The sequence below is a fragment of the Bordetella genomosp. 2 genome, from assembly GCF_002261345.1.
Lineage (GTDB): Bacteria > Pseudomonadota > Gammaproteobacteria > Burkholderiales > Burkholderiaceae_B > Bordetella_A.
On sequence record NZ_NEVT01000003.1, the window covers coordinates 684,205 to 702,022 of the forward strand.

The 17,818-nt window shown below is 67.4% G+C and carries 20 protein-coding genes and 1 pseudogene; 8 read left to right on the forward strand and 13 right to left on the reverse strand.

The window, feature by feature from the left end; translation table 11 throughout:
• Positions 1 to 107 precede the first annotated feature (107 nt).
• Positions 108 to 629: pseudogene (locus tag CAL24_RS24500) on the forward strand (cytochrome b); the annotation flags it as partial.
• A gap of 19 nt (positions 630 to 648) precedes the next feature.
• Here the strand turns inward: CAL24_RS24500 and CAL24_RS24215 are convergent.
• Positions 649 to 1,170, reverse strand: a complete 522-nt coding sequence (locus CAL24_RS24215) for an anti-virulence regulator CigR family protein (protein WP_212591725.1) — start codon at positions 1,168 to 1,170, stop codon at positions 649 to 651.
• A 192-nt stretch (positions 1,171 to 1,362) separates the two neighbouring features.
• On the opposite strand from CAL24_RS24215, the gene CAL24_RS05370 reads away from it, so the two are divergent.
• Positions 1,363 to 2,253, forward strand: coding sequence for a manganese catalase family protein (locus CAL24_RS05370; RefSeq protein WP_028356481.1), 891 nt, complete (start codon positions 1,363 to 1,365; stop codon positions 2,251 to 2,253).
• A gap of 67 nt (positions 2,254 to 2,320) precedes the next feature.
• On the opposite strand, the gene CAL24_RS05375 is transcribed toward CAL24_RS05370, so the two are convergent.
• Positions 2,321 to 2,848 carry a ferritin-like domain-containing protein gene (locus tag CAL24_RS05375; protein WP_028356480.1) on the reverse strand — a complete coding sequence of 176 codons (528 nt, stop codon included), beginning with the start codon at positions 2,846 to 2,848 and terminating at the stop codon, positions 2,321 to 2,323.
• A gap of 164 nt (positions 2,849 to 3,012) precedes the next feature.
• Here CAL24_RS05375 and CAL24_RS05380 point away from each other — a divergent pair, with 164 nt between their 5' ends.
• Complete coding sequence (locus CAL24_RS05380) at positions 3,013 to 3,489, forward strand: ferritin-like domain-containing protein (protein WP_249278512.1); 477 nt, start codon at positions 3,013 to 3,015, stop codon at positions 3,487 to 3,489.
• Positions 3,490 to 3,524: 35 nt separating this feature from the next.
• Here CAL24_RS05380 and CAL24_RS05385 read toward each other — a convergent pair whose 3' ends face one another.
• The 5 genes from CAL24_RS05385 to CAL24_RS05400 form a co-directional block, all read right to left on the reverse strand.
• Entirely contained in the window at positions 3,525 to 3,725 is a 201-nt protein-coding gene (locus CAL24_RS05385; RefSeq protein ID WP_028356478.1) for a hypothetical protein, read from the reverse strand.
• Positions 3,726 to 3,799: 74 nt separating this feature from the next.
• A complete protein-coding gene (locus CAL24_RS05390) occupies positions 3,800 to 5,041 on the reverse strand; it encodes a DUF763 domain-containing protein (protein WP_028356477.1) in 1,242 nt (413 codons plus the stop codon).
• A 137-nt stretch (positions 5,042 to 5,178) separates the two neighbouring features.
• Entirely contained in the window at positions 5,179 to 6,579 is a 1,401-nt protein-coding gene (locus CAL24_RS05395) for an APC family permease (protein ID WP_028356476.1), read from the reverse strand.
• A gap of 192 nt (positions 6,580 to 6,771) precedes the next feature.
• Positions 6,772 to 6,933 (reverse strand): hypothetical protein, encoded by a 162-nt coding sequence (locus CAL24_RS24125; protein WP_170947032.1) that lies wholly within the window; start codon positions 6,931 to 6,933, stop codon positions 6,772 to 6,774.
• Positions 6,934 to 7,083: 150 nt separating this feature from the next.
• A complete protein-coding gene (locus tag CAL24_RS05400) occupies positions 7,084 to 7,734 on the reverse strand; it encodes a flavodoxin family protein (RefSeq protein WP_094805936.1) in 651 nt (216 codons plus the stop codon).
• A 144-nt stretch (positions 7,735 to 7,878) separates the two neighbouring features.
• On the opposite strand from CAL24_RS05400, the gene CAL24_RS05405 reads away from it, so the two are divergent.
• Complete coding sequence (locus tag CAL24_RS05405; RefSeq protein WP_028356474.1) at positions 7,879 to 8,778, forward strand: LysR substrate-binding domain-containing protein; 900 nt, start codon at positions 7,879 to 7,881, stop codon at positions 8,776 to 8,778.
• Between the two features lie 18 nt (positions 8,779 to 8,796).
• Here CAL24_RS05405 and CAL24_RS05410 read toward each other — a convergent pair whose 3' ends face one another.
• The 6 genes from CAL24_RS05410 to CAL24_RS05435 are packed head-to-tail and all read right to left on the reverse strand — an operon-like array spanning position 8,797 to position 14,556.
• Positions 8,797 to 9,483, reverse strand: a complete 687-nt coding sequence (locus tag CAL24_RS05410) for a GntR family transcriptional regulator (RefSeq protein ID WP_051439614.1) — start codon at positions 9,481 to 9,483, stop codon at positions 8,797 to 8,799.
• Positions 9,471 to 10,319 carry an urea carboxylase-associated family protein gene (locus tag CAL24_RS05415; RefSeq protein WP_028356472.1) on the reverse strand — a complete coding sequence of 283 codons (849 nt, stop codon included), beginning with the start codon at positions 10,317 to 10,319 and terminating at the stop codon, positions 9,471 to 9,473. Before CAL24_RS05415 ends, CAL24_RS05410 begins: the two co-directional genes overlap by 13 nt.
• Positions 10,320 to 10,333: 14 nt before the next feature.
• A complete protein-coding gene (locus CAL24_RS05420; protein ID WP_028356471.1) occupies positions 10,334 to 10,732 on the reverse strand; it encodes an ectoine synthase in 399 nt (132 codons plus the stop codon).
• Positions 10,729 to 12,117 (reverse strand): amidase, encoded by a 1,389-nt coding sequence (locus CAL24_RS05425; RefSeq protein WP_094805938.1) that lies wholly within the window; start codon positions 12,115 to 12,117, stop codon positions 10,729 to 10,731. The genes CAL24_RS05420 and CAL24_RS05425 overlap by 4 nt, the downstream gene beginning before the upstream one ends.
• 7 nt (positions 12,118 to 12,124) lie before the next feature.
• Positions 12,125 to 13,657 (reverse strand): amino acid ABC transporter permease/ATP-binding protein, encoded by a 1,533-nt coding sequence (locus CAL24_RS05430; RefSeq protein WP_028356470.1) that lies wholly within the window; start codon positions 13,655 to 13,657, stop codon positions 12,125 to 12,127.
• A gap of 38 nt (positions 13,658 to 13,695) precedes the next feature.
• Entirely contained in the window at positions 13,696 to 14,556 is an 861-nt protein-coding gene (locus tag CAL24_RS05435; RefSeq protein ID WP_051439612.1) for an ABC transporter substrate-binding protein, read from the reverse strand.
• A 240-nt stretch (positions 14,557 to 14,796) separates the two neighbouring features.
• On the opposite strand from CAL24_RS05435, the gene CAL24_RS05440 reads away from it, so the two are divergent.
• The 4 genes from CAL24_RS05440 (at position 14,797) to CAL24_RS05455 (ending at position 17,814) form a co-directional block, all read left to right on the forward strand.
• Positions 14,797 to 15,360 carry a DUF4142 domain-containing protein gene (locus CAL24_RS05440; protein WP_028356468.1) on the forward strand — a complete coding sequence of 188 codons (564 nt, stop codon included), beginning with the start codon at positions 14,797 to 14,799 and terminating at the stop codon, positions 15,358 to 15,360.
• Between the two features lie 267 nt (positions 15,361 to 15,627).
• Positions 15,628 to 15,924 carry a hypothetical protein gene (locus CAL24_RS05445; RefSeq protein WP_028356467.1) on the forward strand — a complete coding sequence of 99 codons (297 nt, stop codon included), beginning with the start codon at positions 15,628 to 15,630 and terminating at the stop codon, positions 15,922 to 15,924.
• Between the two features lie 116 nt (positions 15,925 to 16,040).
• On the forward strand, positions 16,041 to 17,006 hold the full coding sequence (locus CAL24_RS05450) for a tripartite tricarboxylate transporter substrate binding protein (RefSeq protein WP_094805940.1): 966 nt from the start codon (positions 16,041 to 16,043) through the stop codon (positions 17,004 to 17,006).
• Positions 17,007 to 17,028: 22 nt separating this feature from the next.
• Positions 17,029 to 17,814: a GntR family transcriptional regulator gene (locus CAL24_RS05455; protein WP_028356465.1), complete on the forward strand. Its 786-nt coding sequence runs from the start codon at positions 17,029 to 17,031 to the stop codon at positions 17,812 to 17,814.
• Positions 17,815 to 17,818: the final 4 nt, after the last annotated feature.

Below are 17,818 nucleotides of genomic sequence, written 5' to 3' on the forward strand. Positions count from 1 at the left end.
ACTCCGGGCGGCGGGGGCGCTGCATGCTCCTTGTGTTGCGCCGCATCAAGGTCCGGCGCGGCACGAGTGGCCAATATCGGGTGTCCCTCATCAACCGGAGATAGCAAATGGATAGTACGGGCACCTGTTGGCAGGACTCCCCACACGGCTACGGCGTGGTCAGCCGCTGCCTGCACTGGGGCATGGCGACGCTGTTCGCGTGGCAGTTCGTGGGCGCCATCCTGCATGCCTGGGACCGCGAAGCGGCCGTGACACGCTGGTTCTGGTCCTCGCACGGCTCGCTGGGCGCGATGCTGCTGGTGCTGGCGCTGCTGCGCGGCATCTGGGGCCTGGCCAATTCGCGTCGCCGCCCGCCGGCCGATCCGAACATATGGGGTCGCCTATCCAGCGCGGGCCATCTGGCCCTCTATGCGCTGATGGTCATCGTGCCGTTCGTCGCCATGTTGCGCACGTACGGCCGCGGCAAGGGGTTTGCCGTGTTCGGGGTTCCGGTGCTCGAAGCGTCGGGGCAGGAAATCCCGTCCCTGATGGCAGTGGGTAACGCGCTGCATGGCTGGACGGGCTGGCTGATGCTGGCGTTGATCGCCGGGCACGTGGTCATGGTGGCGGTACACCAGTATGTATGGCGGGACGGGGTCGCCGGCCGCTTCAGTCGAACACGTCGAACAGCACGTCCGCGACGATGGCGGTGCCGATGGCCACCAGGATCAGGTCGGTGCCGGCCACCCGCCATTCGTAGCCGGGGTGCACGGGCAGGTGCGCCAGCATCGGTCCGGGAACCATCTTCTTGGCTATTCCGGGGGGCAGGGGCTTGCCGCGCGCCAGGTTCTTGCGGATGCCTGGCGGCAGGCTCGAATAGCCGGTGGCGCCGTAATCAACCGCATAGCCGCGCGCGGTCGACACGCTGATGCCGGCGGTCGTCAGCGAAATGCCGACGTTCACGTCGCCATCGCCGCCTCGGTGGCCGGCGTGGTCGCCGCCCTTGGATTTGCTGCTGCCATTGCCCTGGCCGTTGCCCTTGCCGCCCTTGTCATTGTTGCCCTTGCCGTTGCCTTGCCCGCCGGCCTGGGCGGGCTTGCCCTTGCCCTCGGGGGGCGCGGCCAGCGCCTGGCTGGAAAGCGCGCCGCAACAGGCGGCCGCCAGGATGAGTATGCCCAGAGAAGTGCGCATGATATGGCCCTTTTTAGTATGGTGGCCAGCCAAGTGTAGTGCGGCGGCGCCATCCGGCAAGCGGAAAAAGGCAGCGAGGCTTTACGGCGGTTGCCAGGTATTACCGCGACGCACACCGAAGGGGCGCGGGTACAGCGCTTGCGAAGGCCGTCCGCGCCCGCATTCCGCGGGCGAACCTGCCGGGAGATTCTCATGTTTGCACACAACAAGCGCTTGCAGTACACCGTCCGCGTCCGGGAAGGGAACCCGGGCCTGGCCAATTTGCTGTTGGAACAGTTCGGCGGGCCGCAAGGGGAGTTGGCGGCGGCCTGTCGGTATTTCACCCAGGCCATCGCCGAGGACGATCCGGGGCGCAAGGACATGCTGTTCGATATTGCCACCGAGGAGTTGAGCCACCTGGAAATCATCGGCACGCTGGTGGCGATGCTGAACAAGGGCGCCAAGGGGCAACTGGCCGAAGCCACCGAAAGCGAGGCCGAGCTGTATCGCGCCTTGCACGGCGCCGGCAATGATTCGCACGTGACCCAGGTGCTGTATGGCGGCGGGCCGGCGTTGACCAATTCCGGCGGGCAGCTCTGGAATGCCGGCTATATCGACACCATCGGCGATCCGTCCGCCGACCTGCGCTCGAATATCGCCGCCGAAGCCCGGGCGAAGATCATCTACGAGCGCCTCATCAATGTGACCGACGATCCGGGCGTCAAGGAGGCCCTGGGCTTCCTGATGACGCGCGAAGTGTCGCATCAGCGCTCGTTCGAGAAAGCCCTTTACTCGATGCAGCCGAATTTTCCGCCGGGCAAGCTGCCCGGGGACCCGCGCTTCGCCAATGTGTATTTCGACATGTCGCAAGGCGAGGGCAATACGCGCGGCTCGTGGAACAGCGACGCCAATTTCGAGATGGTGTCCGACCGCGATCGCCAGTGCGCGGTGGATGGCGACGATGGCATGCCGTCGGTCGGCCTGACAGCGGAGCAGCAGGAGGCCTTGCAGGCGCTGGTGTCGCGCACCGCGTCGGCGCCCGACGCGGATCCCGTTACGGGGGCGGACCTGGGCAGCGGCGGCGAGCCCGTGCGCACCAAGTAGTTCGCCGGAACTATCAAGGCCCGGCCGCCTGGTGTGCGGCCGGGCCCCATGCGGCAGGCGCGGGCCTCTAGCGCTTGGCCTTGTCTTCGGCGTAATCGGAACGCAGCAGATATTGCCGGACGACCCCGGCCATGTTCTGTTCCAGCCAGGCCGCCATGGCGAGTTCTTCGCCCAGGATGCGCTCGCAAGTCTGCTGTGTCTGGATGTCGCCGACCACTTTGGCGGCCTCGATCAGGTTGCGGTAGGCGGCGATTTCCATGTGTTCGAACGTATAGCCGAACATGGCGCCCTTGACCACTTCGTCCCCCACCAGCATGCCGGAGAACGCCTGCGCGGCGCCCATGGTCTTGCCCGCGGCGACTTTCAGCACCGAGGTGTCGCCGCCGCGGCTCTCGATGCATTGCTTGACCAGGCGGGCCTGTTCGCGCGTTTCCTGGATGTGCTGTTCGACACGGCGCTTCAGGTCGGGATAGTGCTCCAACCGCGATGCCATGCCCTCCAGCATGCTCTCGGCCTGCTCCTCCATGGCATGGGCGTCGCGCAGCCAGTCCATGAAGTGTTTTTCGGCCTCGTGTGTGGGTGTCTTGGTTTCCATGAGTGGTACCCCCGCGGGATGAGAATGAAGAGACGGCTGCACCGCAGGAATCGTGCCCGGCGCGGCAGCCGCCTGGGCGCGGGTATGCAGCTTGCGGGGGTCCGGGCTCGTTGTTTCACCCATTTTCCAGAGAGAGAGTCATGGCCGCCAAGACATTGTAGGACCTGTTCATCCACGAGCTATCGGATATCTATAGCGCCGAGAAGCAATTGGCCAAAGCGCTGCCCAAACTGGCCCGGGCGGCGACCAATCCGAAATTGTCGGAAGCATTCCAGGCGCACCTGGAAGAAACGCAGGGCCAGATCGAACGCATTGACCAGGTGGTGGAGCTTTGCGATATCAAGCTCAAGCGCATGAAGTGCGCCGCCATGGAAGGGCTGGTCGAAGAGGGCAAAGAAGTGATCGAGGAAATCACCAAGGGGCCCGTGCTCGACGCCGCGCTGATCGCCGCCGCGCAGAAGGCCGAGCATTACGAAATTTCAAGCTATGGAACCTTGTGCACTTTTGCCCGGCACCTGGGGTTCAAGGACGCCGAGAAGCTGCTGTACCAGACCCTGCAGGAAGAGAAGTCGACCGACGAGAAGCTGACCAAGCTGGCGGAAAGTGAAAGCAACCCGCAGGCTGAGAAAAAGGGCAAATAAGCGCCGGGCCGCCGCCGCGCGCACGCCGGCGGCGCTCAGAACAGCCTGAGCCATTGCCAGGCATCCTGCGCGCGGCACCAGCCGCGCACCAGCGGGCCGGGCAGCCAGGTAGGCACTGTGTTGCAGAGCTCGTCGACCACCAGGCCGTCGGCGCGCATGTCGGCGACCTGCTCGGCCGAGGCTTCGAAAGGGATGTCCCAGCGGGGATGCACGGTGATGGTATAGCGCTTTCTCATGGCGGGTCCCTAGGCTTGGCTGCTCTTGAGGGAGCAATCCGCGTGCCTTCGCCGGCCCGGCCGCGTGCCCGCCGCTAACCGGCCTCCCAGCCGTAGACGCTGCGGCCGGCATAGCTCGGGGATGCGCGCCGTTCATCGTCGATGAATTCCGGCAGCGCCGGCCCGCGCGCGGCCCGTTCCAGGCGCCGCGCCTGCTGGTCGAGGCGCTGCAAGGCTTGCAGCCGCTCGTCGTTGCCGAGCGAGGCCTTGGCGACCGCCGCCTTCATGACCTCGATGGTCTGGTCGTATACCGCCAGGGGCACCGGGTAGGGGTGCCGGTCCTTGCCGCCGTGCGCCAGCGAAAAGCGCGCCGGATCGGCGAACCGGCAGGGGGCGCCGTGCACCACCTCGGCCACCAGCGCCAGCGAGCGCACGGTGCGCTCGCCCACGCCAGGCACCAGCAACAGATCGGCGAAGTCGCGCGGGCCGAGCTCGGCCGCCGCCGCCAGCGCGCCGTGCAGGCGCCGCAGGTTGACGTCCTTGGGGCGCACATCATGGTGCGCCGGCATGGCCAGATGCGGCAGCGCCAACTGGGCGGGCTCGGGCTGGGGCGCGGCCGGGAGGTCTTCCCGCGCCGCCAGGGCGGCCGTTTCCTGCACGATGAAATCGGGGCCGTTCTCCAGCAGCAGGGCGAGCTGGCCTTGCCGCGACGCCGCGGCGCGCCGGTCGGTCAGGTTGACGATACGGCCCTGGTTGACCCCGTCGATCGCGGCGTGCGGCGCATCGACGAAGCTGCGCAGGTCTTCCGAGAGCCAGTGGTAGCGGCGCGCCAGGCGGCTGTCGCCGTTCATGCCCTGCTGCACCACGACCCATTTGCCGTCGTCGGTGACGATGAAGCCGTGCAGGTACAGCCCGAAGCCGTCTTGCACGGCGGCGCTGTCGACTTTGGCGACCAGCCGGCTGGCGCGCGCCAGCGCATCGCTGTCCACGCCCACGCGCTCGCCCAGCGCCGCCAGTTCGTGCGGCGTCTTGCGCGAATGCTGGCCGCGCCCGCCGCACACATGGATGCCCAGTTCGCCGGATAGCGGGGCCAGCCCGCGCTTGAGCGCGCCGATCACGCTGGTGGTGATGCCCGATGAATGCCAGTCCATTCCCATGACGGCGCCGAAGGACTGGAACCAGAACGGGTGCGCCAGCCGGCGCAGGAACTCGTCGCGGCCGTAGTGGTGCACGATGGCCTGCGTGATGACGGATCCCAGGCGCGACATGCGCTGGCCCAGCCAAGCCGGGACGCGGCCGCCATGCAACGGCAAATCGGCGCTGCCGGCGCGTCGCATGGGTAATCTCCAAAAAAAAGCGATATCAGGCTCTATAGTACCGAAGCGCGGACGGCCGGCTCTGCCAGGCGGGTGCGCCGCTTCATGCAAAAGGGCGCCCGCAAGGGCGCCCCGGCACGGCCAGAAGGAGTGCCGCGTCAGTCGTCGGTGAGGTGTTCCGGATCGAGGTGGGGCAAGGGTTTTTCCTTGCGATGCACCAGCAGCGTGATGCCCCACATGACGATGCCCAGTGCCAGCAGCCAGCCGGCCACCTGGTACTGGATCGGGTCGCGGCCGGTCAGCGGCGTGACCAGGAACACGCACGCCACCGCGCCCAGCACCGACAGCAGCGTGTTGGCGCGGAAGTGCTCATGCTGCACGCGGTCGCGGCGCAGCACCAGCACGGCGATATTGACGAACGCGAAGACGGCCAGCAGCAGCAGCGCCGTGGTTCCGCCCAGCGCGCTGATGGCCTTGGAGTTGCTGGCCGACACCAGGATGATCAGGCCCAGCGCCAGCGCGGTGGTGAACAGGATGGCCGACCACGGCGTGCGGGTGCGCGTATGCACGTACGACAGGAACTTGGGCAGCACGCCCTGGCGCGACATGCCGTAGAGCAGGCGGCTGGCCATCATCATGTTGATCAGCGCCGAGTTCGCCACGGCGAACATGGAGATGATCGGCATGATGGTTTCCATGGGCAGGCCGGGCGCGGCGCGCTTGACCACCAGCACCAGCGGCGTCGAACTGGCGGCCAGCTCGCCGACCGGGATCAGCGCCACGGCGCAGATCGACACCAGCACGTAGATGACGGCCGTGATGCCCAGTCCCGTCAGCATGACCTTGGGGAAGATGCGGTGCGGGTCATGGGTTTCCTCGGCCATGTTGACCGAGTCCTCAAAGCCCACCATGGCGAAGAAGGCCAGCGCGGTGGCCGAGGTGATGGCCAGGAACACGCTCTTGTTTTCAGGGGTCTCGAAAGCCACGACGCGCGAGAAATCCGCCTGGCCGCCGGAGATGGCGTAGAAACCCAGCAGGATGACCAGCAGCAGGCCGCTCAGTTCGATGAGCGTCAGCACCACGTTGGCCTTGACGCTTTCCGAGACGCCGCGGAAGTTGATCACCATGACCAGCAGCATGAAGCCCAGCGCGCCGAGGGTCACCAGGGTGGGATCGGCGTCCATGCCCAGCGATACGAACAGGTTGGCCGAGAAGGCGCGCGATGCGGTGGCGGCCGAGGTCAGCCCCGAGCACATCACGGTGAAGCAGACGATGAAGGTCAGGAAATGAATCCCGAACGCCTTGTGCACGTAGAGCGCGGCGCCCGCGGCGCGGGGGTATTTGGTGACCAGTTCCAGGTAGGAAAAGGCCGTCAGCAGGGCCACGAAGAACGCGACCAGGAACGGCGCCCAAGCGGCCCCGCCGACTTCCGCGGCGACCTGGCCGGTCAGGGCGTAGACGCCCGTGCCCAGGATGTCGCCAATAATGAACAGCAACAGCAGCTTCGGTCCCATCACCCGTTTCAATGGGGTGTGTTCCATGCTGTCTTGGGTAGACATGCTTGTTCTCCTCCGGTTTGAATCTAGATGGCTTAAGGACGCAAGTATCCTTCAGGACGGTGGCCCTCGTCCTTCAGTTCTGTGTCACTTTTATTAACCAGAGGTGTCAGAAACGGGTACGGATAAAGCGGCGCGGCGCGCCGAGGGGCGAGCCGGCGGCCGCGTAGCGGCTGGCTCGCCCGGCGGCGGGATTCAGCCGGCGGCGCTGCGGTAGTCGGCGGCACTGAAAAAAATCGTATTGGCGGCGGGTGCCGTGTCGCCGGGGGTGTCGGCCTGGACCGGTTCGGCCGGGTCCAGGTCGGCCCCCAGAAGGAAAAGTTCGGCGTGGACCAAAGCATCGATGAAGTGCGCCATGACGGCTCCTGTATATGAAGTGGTGGGAAAGGGCTGTTGTGGTTATCCCCCCGCGTCGATGGCTTTCATGTTGCGTCAGCGGGCGCGCCGCGGTCCATTTGTTTTGCTCAATGGCGGCGATTGCCTCTCTTTTCCTCGTCGGCCGCGCGGTTATTGGGCAGGGCCCCATACGCGATGGTCGCGCGGCGTATCCAGGCGGTAGTCGCTGTAGCGGCGCGTGAAAAACTCGCGCCCGAGCGTCTCGGCGGCCAGCAGCGGCTGGTTGGGGTCGCGCGCGACCTCGCCGCGGCTGTTGCCGACGCCGTGCACGATGCCCACCAGCTGGGAATGGGTATAGCGCGCGAATTCCTGGATCTGGTGCGTGATCCCCAGGCCGACGCCGGGGTAGCTTTCTTCCGAGGCCAGGGTCAGCCCCAGGCGCTTGTCGCCCATGCGGGCCAGCACCTCCGCCGAGCGCGGGTGCGATGCCGAGTAGTAGGTGAAAGAGCGGTCGAAGAACGCCTTGGTCTGGGCCGACATGCCGTACCAATACACCGGCGTGCAGAAGACCACGCCGCGGGCCGGCAGGAACATGTCCAGGAACAACTCGCCATAGCGGTCGCCGGGCCGGCCCTGGCTGCTGGCGGCGCGCTCGTCGCACAGGAAACCGTCGATGAAGTCGTCCAGGAAATGCACGGCGGCAGAGGTGCCCGCCTGCCGGGCGCCGCGTTCGACCGCCTGCGCCAGCAGGGCGCTGTTGCCGTCGCGGCGGGGGCTGCCGACCAGGATGAGCAGGTCCGGGTTCGATACGGATGAATTCATGTTATCTACCTTGGCAAGATTGATGAGCGGGAATGCATGGGGTTGGCGCAATTCCTGGGTAGAATTTAGAGGCCGTCCGGGCGGCTCGCAATTGAGCAATGCTGAGCCTGGATGAGCTGAAATCATCTATATGGGTGCTTCTCCATGTTTGCTCATCTTCCCGTCAACGCCCTGCGGGCCTTCGAGTCGGCCGCCCGCCTGCAAAGCTTCAAGCGCGCCGCGGCGGAACTGCATGTCACCCCGACCGCGATCTCGCACCAGATGAAGGGCCTGGAGCAGCGCCTGGGGCTGGCGCTGTTCGAGCGCCGGGCCCGTGCCGTCGGGCTGACTCCCGCCGGGGAGACCCTGTTTCGCGCCGTGCACGGCGCGTGGCTGGATATTGCGCAGGCGCTGCAGCGGGTGCAACCGGCCTTGAGCGCCAGCGCGCTGAACGTCTCCACCACCCATTCCTACGCGGCCCTGTGGCTGGTGCCGCGGCTGGGGCGCTTCCACGAAAGCTGGCCGCAATACCAGGTGAATCTGTCCAGCACCGCCGCGGTGGTGGACCTGGAGCAGGACGCCAGCGTCGATGTCGCCATCCGCTATGGCGCCGGCGTGTATCCCGGCTTGCATCGCGTCTGCGCGCTCCAGGAGCATTTCGGCGTCTATGGGGCGCCCGCGGTGGTGGCTGCGGTCAGGCCGGGGCGGCGGCCGCCGCTCATCAGCGTGCGCTGGCGCGATTCACGGCTATACGAGCAGGGCTGGCGCGACTGGTGCGCGCGCGCCGGGGTGGACTGGCTGCAGGCCCACGGCCCGGACCGCGTCTATGAAGAAGAGAACTATGCGCTGCAGGCGGCGGTCGCCGGCCAGGGCCTGGTGCTGGCCAGTTCCATCATGGTGTCGGACTTGGCCGCGCGCGGCCTGCTGGCGCCTTGCCGGCCCGAATTGAGCGTGCCGGGCGCCGCGTACACCGCCCTGTGCGTACCCGGCCGCGAGCGCCATCCGCCGGTGCGGGCGTTCTTGCAGTGGCTGCAGGGCGAGATGGGGCAGGCGGCCGCCGGCTAGCCTGCCGCGGGCCTCGCCCTACTGGTTGTACTGTTCCACCACGTTCAGCAGCGTGCGTTCCGAGAGATCCAGGTAGGTCTCCAGTTCGCGCAGGGCGCCGGCGCGGTTGTCCTTGCCCAGGTATTGGTAGATGCGCTTTTCGCGGCGGATCCAGTCGGATGTCTGGATCTGGCTTTCGTCGGGGTGCGAGGCGAACACCAGGCGCAGTTGCGCACACAGCGTCTGGAAGAAGTCGTCCAGCAGCGGGCTGCCCAGCATGGCGACGATCTGCTGGTGGATTTGCAGGCTGAGCGTGCCGACGTCGCGCCAGCGCTTGCCGGCCAGCGCGCGTTCCGCCATGTCCAGCGTGGTGCGCATGGCGTCGAGGGCCGCCGCATCGAGCGGCCGGCCCCGGGAAATGGCGTGCAGTTCCAGCGCGCGGCGCGCCGCATAGATGTCGCGCAGTTCGCTGCTTTGCATGCGGCGCACCACCACCCCTTTGTGGCGTACGAAGGTGGCGAGCCCTTCGCGGCCCAACTGGTGCAGGACTTCGCGTATGGTGTTGCGGGACGCCTCGTACTTGGCGCTGAGATCGACTTCCACCAGTTGGGTGCCCGGCGGCAGCCGCCCGCCGATGATGTCGTCCCGCAATTGCCTGCTGATCCGGTCGGCGATGGGCGTTGCCGGGCTGAACGCCTGGGCGGTGCGCGTTGTCAGTCTTTCCATACAACCTGTTCGGGATGCATGCCGTGGCTGCCCCGGTAGGGCGCCACTTCGGGCGGCGCCCAGTTTACCAGCAAGGCGGGGTCGAGATCGTAGATCTCCACGCCCAGCGGCCGGCATACATCGATGGGGTCGCGGGCGTCCGGGCCCCACATCGGCACCGACAGGTCGCCGCCCGGGCAGGTGGACATCGCGCACAACAGGTCTATTTCAGCGAAGAACTCCAGGAAGTCGCCCTGCTTGGCCGGGCAGGCCTTCATGAAATACTGGTCGTCGTCGTTCAGGCCGGTGCACTGGAAGACATTCAGCACATCGTGCACGTCGTACTCGGTCAATCCGTAAGGGGCGACGGCGCGCGTCAGGTTCGAGTGGCAGTGGAAATGGAAATCCTGGCCGGTCAGCAAGCGGTTCACGTATGGGTCGCAGCGCGTGCCCAGCAGATCGTGAACCCGGCCGCCGTCGCCGTCCACGCCGTAGTCGGCCAGCGAGTCCTCCGTGATGGTGACCATCGGCCGCAGGAACGGCAGCGTCGACCACAGCCGGTCATGCGTGCTGACGTGCGCCTGCTGCAGTTGGCGGGTGCGGGAAGCCCACATGCGTTCGCGCGGGTTGTGCAGGTTCCACAGGTTCAGGTCCGCGACCTGCGGGCCTTCGACCGTGACGATGCGGAACACTTGTCCCGCGCGCACTTTCCAGGCGCGGCCGCTGCGGATCGGCACGACGAAGGATTCCGCCAGCTTGCGGGCGTCCTGCTCCGCGGCGATCCGATCGTAGAAGGCTTTGTCCACGCTCAGGACCGAGCCCTTGGTGACTTGATAGGCGGCTGGGTAGTTCGACATGCGTGCGCTCCAGTTCAGAGGGTGTCGTGGGCGGGCGGACCGTAGCTGCCGTCCGGGCCATGTACTTCGGTGCCGGTCAGCGGCGGGTTGAATACGCACACCAGGCGCAGGTCGCCCCGGGTGGCGCGCAAGATGTGCTTGTCATGTTTGTCCAGCACATAGAGCGTGCCGGGCCGGATCGGATAGACGGCGCCGGACGCCACGTCGACGACTTCGCCCTCGCCGTCGGTGCAGTAATTGGCCTCGTAGTGATGCTTGTAGTGCAGGTGCAGCTCGGCGCCTTCCTGCACGCGGGTTTCATTGAGCGAATAGCCGACGCCGTCGCGCTTGACCAGCATGCGCAGGCTTTCCCAGCCGGGGCCGCGCGCATGGCGTTCGGTATCGTGCAGTTCAGATGCGTGGACAACTATCATGGATGGACCTCGGGAGGCACAGGGGGAATCGGCCGGGCGGCCGGAATGCGGTCGGCCGCGTCGCCGGCCAGCGCCAGTTCGACGCGTTCCGCCAGGGCCAGCAGCGCGCCGTCGCGGGCTCGCCTGCCCGTGAACATCAGGCCGACCGGCAGGCGCGGGGCGCCGCCGCAGGGCAGGGTGATGCTGGGCAGGTCCAGGCGGTTGGCGAATTCGGTCAGCTGGAATGCGCGGCGGTTGGCGGCGGCGTAGGCGTCAGCGTGGCGCAGCGACTCGATGGCGGGCGGCAGCATGGGCACGGCCGGCGTGACGACGGCATCGGCCTGCGCCATGGCCGCGTCGTAGTCGCGGGCAAGTTCGGCCAGCCGGGCTTGCGCCAGGGCGTAGGCATGGGCCCGGACGTCGGCGCCGGACAAGATGCGCGGCCCGACGCGCGCGTCGTACCGGTCTGCGTGGTCGGCCAGGCGCGCGGCATGCAAGAGATAGGCTTCGGCGGCGATGATGCCGCCCTCGCTGGCTGTCCGGCCGGCCTCGGCCAGCATCGGCAGGGGCCGTGTGCGGATCTGCGCGCCGGCCCTGGCCAGCTGGTCGAGCCAGGCCTCGAATGCTGCGGCCACTGGTGCATCGAGCGTATCGGCCAGCCACTGTTCGGGAACCACCAGGCGCAGTCCATGCAGGGACTGGCCCGGCGGCACGGGGCGGTGCGCATCGACGGGCGCCAGCGCCCGGTCGGCGCGGCGGCACAGGGCCGCGCTGTCGGCCATCAGGCCGGGCACGTCGAAACTGGACGACAGGTGCAGCATGCCCTCGGCCGGATAGCGGGCGCGACTGGGCTTGAAGCCGACCACGCCGCAGAATGCCGCGGGTATGCGGGCCGAGCCGCTGGTGTCCGAGCATACGGCCAGGTGGGCCATGCCCAGCGCGGTGGCGACGGCGGCGCCGGAGCTGGAGCCGCCCGCCACCCGGTCCGCGTCGGTGGCCAGCGGCGTGCGCGGGGTGCCGTACCAGGGGTTGAGTCCGAGGGCGCCGTAGGCGAATTCGGTCATGTTGGTCTGGGCCCGCAACAGGCAGCCCGCCTGGCGCAGCCGCGCGACCATCGGCGCGTCGCGGCGGGCGGGCGGATCGTCCGCCAGCACCCGCGAGCCGGCGTGGGTGGTCCAGCCCGCCACGTCGAAGCACGCCTTGGCGCTCAGCACGACGCCGAACAGCTGCGCCGCGGCCGGGTTGCCCGCCGCGCGCAGATGGTCCCAGGCGTCGGCCTCCTGCAGCGCGGCCTCGTCGCGCCGCGCCAGCAGGGCCAGGCGCGCGGCCTCGTCATGCCGCCGGCTATTGGCGATGCAATACTGCAGCGCCTGCCGGGCGCCAGCGTTGGAAGAAAGGGAGGTCATGCTGCGGTCAGGCGGCTTTGGCGTCGTCGTGGATGTGCACGTGATGCAGGAACTCCCGTACTCGCGGGTCGCTGCTTTGCAGGATCTCGCGCGCCGGGGCGTCGTGCAGGATGCGTCCCTGCTCCATGAACAGGATCCGGTCGGACACGCGGAAGGCGAAGTTCATTTCATGCGTGACGATGAGCATGGTCATGCCTTCCTGCACCAGCGTTTCGACTACCTTGAGCACCTCGCCGACCAGCTCCGGGTCGAGCGCGGAAGTGGGCTCGTCGAACAGCATGATGGACGGCTTCATGGCCAGGGCGCGGGCGATCGCCACGCGCTGCTGCTGCCCGCCGGAGAGCTGGTGCGGATACTTGTGGGCGTGGTCCAGCATGCCGACCTTGGCCAGCAGGATCAGCGCTTCCAGGCGCAGGTCTTCCGCGCTGCCGCGCCGATGGTAGCGCGGCGCCATCATCACGTTGTTCAGCACGGTCTTGTGCGGGAACAGGTTGAAGCTCTGGAACACCATGCCGATGTCGAGAATGCGCGGCCCCGGCGCGGCGGCCCGGCCGCCGTCGGCCTGCAGGAAGGGCTTGCCGTGCAGCAGGATCTCGCCGCCATCGAGCGCCTCCAGCCCATTGATGGTGCGGATCAGCGATGTCTTGCCCGAGCCGGACGGGCCGATCAGGCAGATGACCTGGCCGGACTCCACGGTCAGGTCGATGTGCTTGAGCACCTGTAGCGCGCCATATTGTTTCTGCACGTTCTTCAGTTGCAGGGCCGGCGCGCAGCCGTCGTGAGGCATGGCGGCAATGGCGGGCGCGCTGGCGCGGCGCTGGATCGCCTCGACCACGTTGGCCGGCAGCGACAGTTCGGGCGGGGTGCGCCGGATAATGTCCATGCGCGCCTCGAACCACCCGATCAACTTGTCGAAGACGGTGACGATGAGCACGTAATAGGCTGCCACGGCCAGCATGGTCTCGAATACCAGGAAGTTCTGCGTGTACAGGCGCTGGCCGACCAGCAGGATTTCCGCCAGCGAGATCACGGAAACCAGCGAGGTGAGCTTGGCGATGGTGATGAACTCGTTGCCCAGGGCCGGCAAGGCAATGCGCAACGCCTGCGGAATCACAATGAGCCGCTGGATGCCGGCATAGCGGATGCCCAGCGCCTTGCCGGCCTCCAGCTGGCCGCGCGGCACCGCCAGGATGCCGCCGCGATGGATCTCGGCGATGAAGGCCGTTTCACTGACCACCATGGCCACCAGGCCGGCATAGAAGGCGTCGGACAGCAGGACGCTGGACGAGGGAAAGATCTGCGGCAGGTTGTAGACGAATACCAGCAGCACCAGCAGGGGCAGGCTGCGGAAGAACCAGATGTACAGCCCGGCCAGGCGATTGACCACGAAATTGTTGGACTGCTTGCCCAGCGCCAGCACGAAGCCGAACGCCACGCCCAGCACCCAGGTGAGCACGCTCAATTTGACGACTACCCAGCAGGCGCGCCAGAAATCGGAATCCCAGAACAGGCTTGCCGTGTAGGTCCAGTCGAAATCCATGTGTCGGCTCGATGAATGCAGGAGCAGTGGGGCGGGCGCTAGCGGCCCAGCGCGGCTTGCACGTCCGCGGCTTCGGGGGCTTGCAGCCCGTACTTCTTGAGCAGCGCCGGATAGGCGCCGCTGGCGGTCGCCGCCTTGAGCGCCGCGTTGAGCGCGTCGAGCAGCTCGGCGGCGTCCTTGTTGACGCCCAGTCCGATCACGATGGGATAGATGAGCTTGGTGGAGGTGATCTTGATCGCGTTCGCCGACTGTTCGACCAGTTCGTGCGAAACCGCCGCGTCCTCCATCATCACGTCGACCGCCTTGGACTTGAGCGCCATCAGCGCCTCGGGCGAAGTGGGGTACTCGCGCACCTGGATGGGGCCCCGCTTGCCGGGCACGCACTGTTCGGCCGAGACCTTGGCCAGCTTGGGCGTCCAGGACGCGCCCTTGATCGTGCCGACCCGCTTGCCGCACAGCGCATCCACGTCGCGCGGGGCGTAGCTGTCCGAGGCAAGCACCAGCAGGGATGAGCCGGTCGTCAGGTACGGAACGTAATTGATCAGCTTGTGGCGCTCGGGCGTGACATACAGCGCCGACGCGACGATGTCGAAGCGGTGCGCGCGCATGCCCAGGATCAGGTCCGGAAAGCGCGTATCCAGGAACACGGGCTCGAGCGCCATCTGCTGGGCGAGCATGCGCGAGAACTCCGCGTCGAAGCCGGCCGGCTTGCCGTCTTGCATGTAGGCGTAGGGCGGATAGGTCAGGTCCGAGCCGATGGTGAGCTTGCCCGGTTGTATGGTGGGCGCGGCGCTCGCCAGGAAGGGGGCGGCGCCCAGCGCCAGGATGGCCAGCAGCGTGGTCGCCGCGCGGCGCAAGGCGCGCGGGGGCGTGCGCGGGGAGGGAGTCGAAACGGGCATGGTGGGGTTTCCGTCCAAGGGTGGAAGACGCTGCCTGCACGCGGAAGATGCGCTGCGCCAGCGAGGGGCGATTCAGGATTGTTCAACAATCTGGATTCTGAAAGCCTTTGCCATATCAAGGCAATCCGGGTTTGCCCCTAACGCCGGGCATGAGGATTGCTGTGCCGACGGCGGGTTCCCGGTTCCGCGCAACGGGAACCCGCACCGCCTGTCCGCGCGGCGCACTATCTTGGAGGCCTTATGAAATTACGTAACCTGACCCTCGGCATTCTGGCCGCGGGATCGCTGATGGTCGCCACCGCCGGCCTGGCTCAGACGGCGACTCCCACGCCGGCGCCGGCGCAAGGAGCGGCGCAACAACTCGATGGCGATGACGAGGATTTCCTCGAAAACGCCGCCCAGTCGGGCCACGCCGAGATCGAGGGCAGCAAGATGGCGCAGGAAAAAGCCACCAGCCCCGATGTGAAGTCGTTCGCCGAAAAGATGATCCAGGACCACACCAAGGTGGGCGAGGAACTGGCGGCCCTGGCGAAGGAGAAGGGCTATACGCCGCCGACCGAGCCGTCGCTGGTGCAGAAGGCCAAGCTCAAGACACTGAGCATGACCGATGACGGCTTCGACGAAATGTATGCCGACCAGATCGGCGTCTCGGCGCACGAGGATGCGGTCAAGTTGTTCCAGGATGCATCGGCCAATGCCAAGGATGCCGATATCAAGGCGTTCGCCGCCAAGCACTTGCCGGCGTTGCAGGAACACCTCGAAATGGCCAAGGCGCTGCAGCAGAAAGTCGGCCAGCGCAAATAAGCGGCGGCGACGTGCCCGCGCGCCGGCGGCTTGCCGCGCGGGCACGTCCGCGCGGCGTCCGGCATGACCGCGGACCGTGGCGTAAGCGCAATACCCGATTGCGGGTTGGGCGGGATAGGAGTATCCATTGAGGTAACAACAGTTCGCGAGACAACCCACTGGGGTCGCGGCGGACCGGGCGGCACAGCCCGGCCATGCCGCGGCGCCAGGCCGGAATTCCGCGCCGGGCGAATCCCGCCTTGCCGGAAGATAAGCTAGGAGGGGCTTATGGCAGTGGTATATCTGGAACTCGAACGAGAACGCGTGCAAGCCGCGCGTTCCGCCCGCAAGGCCCGCATCGCGCCGGCAGTGCCCGCTGCCCGTGGCAGCGACGGCCGGCGCACATTCCTGGCGTGCCTGATGCTCGCGCCGCTGGCCGGCCTGGCCGCGCCGCTGTGGGCCGTGCCCTGGCTGGGCGAGCCCGTGGGCTGGAGCCTGGCGGGGGCGGGCCTGCTGGCCTGCGTGCTGCTGCTGTTCCGGCTGGCCATGCAGGAGGCCGACCGCGCCCGCCGCGATCCTTCCTGAGCCTTCCATCTCCACCGCGCCGCCGGCCTGCCGGCGATGCGGGCGGCCCGTCCTGACCAGGGCGGTCTTCAGGTATACTTGTATTGTCATCAATACAACATATCAGGAGACACGCCATGAAGGGATTGCCACGCATCGTCGCGGGCGGCGCGCTGCTCGCTGCGCTGGCGGCGCCGTTCGGGCCGGCCCAGGCCCAGAATGACACCATCAAGCTGGTGGTCGGGGCGCCGCCGGGCGGCACCACCGATACCGTGGCGCGCAGCATTGCCCAGCACATGGCGCTGGACCTGAAGCGCACGGTGCTGGTCGAGAACAAGCCGGGCGCGGGCGGCAACATTGCCGCCGACTACGTCGCCAAGAGCAATCCCGACGGCAATACGCTGCTGGTCACGTTCACCAGTTTCTCGATCAACGCCAGCCTTTACCGCAACCTGCCGTTCGACCCGGTGCGCGACTTCACGCCCATCAGCATGCTGGCCAACGTGCCCAGCGTGCTGGTCACGCGCAAGGACTTTCCCGCCCAGTCGATGCCGGAGTTCGTTGCGCTGGTCAAGGCCAGCCCCGGCAAGTACACCATGGCGCTGGGCGCCATCGGCTCGTCGCTGCACATGGCCGGCGAACGCATGAAAATGCTGGCGGGGCTGGATATCCTCAACGTGCCGTACAAGGGCACCGCGCCGGCCATCAATGACCTGCTGGGCGGGCAGGTGGACATGATGTTAGCCAGCTCGCTCAATGCCATGCCGCACATCAAGAGCGGGGCGCTCAAGGCGCTGGGGGTGAGCAGCCCCGAATCCTTGCCGCAATTCCCGGGCGTGCCGCCCATCGGCGATACCATCGAGGGTTTCGAGTCCAATGCCTGGTTCGCCATGTTCGGCCCGGCCAAGCTGCCGCCGCAGACGCTCGCGGCGCTGAACGCCGCGGCGCGCAAGGCGGTCGATACGCCCGAGTTCCGCCAGCTGCTCGCGCGCGAGGCGGCCGTTGCGGTCAGCAGCAGCCCGCAGGAACTGGACGCTTTCGTACGCAAAGACATCGATCGCTACGCCGAGATCGTCAAGTTCACCGGCGCCACGGTCGATTGAGCGCCTGACTGGAGAACACTTCGTGCCCGACAGCCCACTGCCCCTGTATCACAAGGTCTACCTGCTGCTGAAGCAGCGGCTGCAGGCGGGCGGCTTTCCCGCCGACGCAGCCATGCCTGGCGAAAACGCGCTGGCGGCCGAGTATGGCGTATCGCGCCTGACGATACGGCGCTCGCTGGAGGCGCTGGAATCCGAAGGGCTGATCGAGCGGCGCCAGGGGCGCGGCACGTTCGCGGCGGGCAACGCGCCCCTGTCCGCGCCGCAGCAGAGTTCCGACATCGACGCCCTGATGGCGCACCTGGCCCGCATGGGCATGCAGACGCAGGTGCGCCTGCTGGAACTGGAAACGGTTGCCGCGCCGCCGCAGGTGGCGGCCCGGCTGGAACTCGAGCCGGGCACGCCGGTGCAGCGCTCGGTGCGGGTGCGCAGCTACCAGGGCCTGCCGTTCTCGCACCTGACGACTTACGTGCCGGGCGATATAGGGCAGGGCATCCGCCGCAAGGACCTCAGCTCCAAGCCGCTGCTCGCCATTTTCCGCGACCAGGGCGTGCGCGTGGCGCGCGCCGAGCAATCGATTTCCGCCGTGCTGGCCGAGCCGGCCGTGGCCGGGCACCTGGAGGTTTCCGTCGGGTCGGCGCTGCTCAGCCTGCACCGGCTGGTGCGTGACGAGTCCGATCGCCCGGTCGAGTGGCTGCACGCGCTGTACCGCCCGGACCGCTATGAATACCGCATGGATATGCAGGCCCACGACATGCCGGGCGAACCTGCCTGGCTGCCCGCCGGCGCGCCGGCGCGGGCGCGCGCCTGAAGGA

Bases quoted from the DNA above. Each gene is read 5' to 3' on its own strand.
- CAL24_RS24215 (WP_212591725.1), bottom strand. From the start codon at position 1,170: ATGCGCACTTCTCTGGGCATACTCATCCTGGCGGCCGCCTGTTGCGGC.
- CAL24_RS05370 (WP_028356481.1), top strand. From the start codon at position 1,363: ATGTTTGCACACAACAAGCGCTTGCAGTACACCGTCCGCGTCCGGGAA.
- CAL24_RS05375 (WP_028356480.1), bottom strand. From the start codon at position 2,848: ATGGAAACCAAGACACCCACACACGAGGCCGAAAAACACTTCATGGAC.
- CAL24_RS05385 (WP_028356478.1), bottom strand. From the start codon at position 3,725: ATGAGAAAGCGCTATACCATCACCGTGCATCCCCGCTGGGACATCCCT.
- CAL24_RS05390 (WP_028356477.1), bottom strand. From the start codon at position 5,041: ATGCGACGCGCCGGCAGCGCCGATTTGCCGTTGCATGGCGGCCGCGTC.
- CAL24_RS05395 (WP_028356476.1), bottom strand. From the start codon at position 6,579: ATGTCTACCCAAGACAGCATGGAACACACCCCATTGAAACGGGTGATG.
- CAL24_RS24125 (WP_170947032.1), bottom strand. From the start codon at position 6,933: ATGGCGCACTTCATCGATGCTTTGGTCCACGCCGAACTTTTCCTTCTG.
- CAL24_RS05400 (WP_094805936.1), bottom strand. From the start codon at position 7,734: ATGAATTCATCCGTATCGAACCCGGACCTGCTCATCCTGGTCGGCAGC.
- CAL24_RS05405 (WP_028356474.1), top strand. From the start codon at position 7,879: ATGTTTGCTCATCTTCCCGTCAACGCCCTGCGGGCCTTCGAGTCGGCC.
- CAL24_RS05410 (WP_051439614.1), bottom strand. From the start codon at position 9,483: ATGGAAAGACTGACAACGCGCACCGCCCAGGCGTTCAGCCCGGCAACG.
- CAL24_RS05415 (WP_028356472.1), bottom strand. From the start codon at position 10,319: ATGTCGAACTACCCAGCCGCCTATCAAGTCACCAAGGGCTCGGTCCTG.
- CAL24_RS05420 (WP_028356471.1), bottom strand. From the start codon at position 10,732: ATGATAGTTGTCCACGCATCTGAACTGCACGATACCGAACGCCATGCG.
- CAL24_RS05425 (WP_094805938.1), bottom strand. From the start codon at position 12,117: ATGACCTCCCTTTCTTCCAACGCTGGCGCCCGGCAGGCGCTGCAGTAT.
- CAL24_RS05430 (WP_028356470.1), bottom strand. From the start codon at position 13,657: ATGGATTTCGACTGGACCTACACGGCAAGCCTGTTCTGGGATTCCGAT.
- CAL24_RS05435 (WP_051439612.1), bottom strand. From the start codon at position 14,556: ATGCCCGTTTCGACTCCCTCCCCGCGCACGCCCCCGCGCGCCTTGCGC.
- CAL24_RS05440 (WP_028356468.1), top strand. From the start codon at position 14,797: ATGAAATTACGTAACCTGACCCTCGGCATTCTGGCCGCGGGATCGCTG.
- CAL24_RS05445 (WP_028356467.1), top strand. From the start codon at position 15,628: ATGGCAGTGGTATATCTGGAACTCGAACGAGAACGCGTGCAAGCCGCG.
- CAL24_RS05450 (WP_094805940.1), top strand. From the start codon at position 16,041: ATGAAGGGATTGCCACGCATCGTCGCGGGCGGCGCGCTGCTCGCTGCG.